We start from the raw sequence: 323 nt of genomic DNA, 5'->3' as shown, positions 1-323 counted from the left end.
GGTCCGTTTCCTATGAAGAATCAGCGTTGTTGCTGCTGTTGCCAGAATCAGGGCAACACCCCACAGGAATATCATCGCGGGCATCGGGCACCTCCAAGCGAACTCGCTGCTTTGCATTCAGTATGCGGCCCCACCGGTGGTTTTGGTACTGAAATTTTGGTCGGTCATGCGGCCGCCGCACGCACCGTGATTCGCAATCTTTTTTCTCCGACGCAACCTTCGTAGCCGGGCACTCACCAGCGTCCCTGGCCCGCGACACACCCCGCGGTTCCATCGCGAATCACACGCTTGTGGTTATGTTACTGATGTGACTGCTGTTGCTA

Annotated in this window: 1 protein-coding gene; it reads left to right on the top strand. The window is 56.7% G+C overall.

Annotation, left to right across the window (positions count from 1 at the left end):
* Nucleotides 1–225: hypothetical protein (locus SCA31_RS22830; protein WP_410699327.1), on the top strand; the 225-nt coding region annotated here is incomplete at its 5' end.
* Nucleotides 226–323: the final 98 nt, after the last annotated feature.

The organism is Chryseobacterium sp. SIMBA_028, from assembly GCF_046535285.1.
Lineage (GTDB): Bacteria > Bacteroidota > Bacteroidia > Flavobacteriales > Weeksellaceae > Chryseobacterium.
Note: the sequence above shows the minus strand (reverse complement) of the source record. Positions and strands in the feature narration are given on the sequence as shown.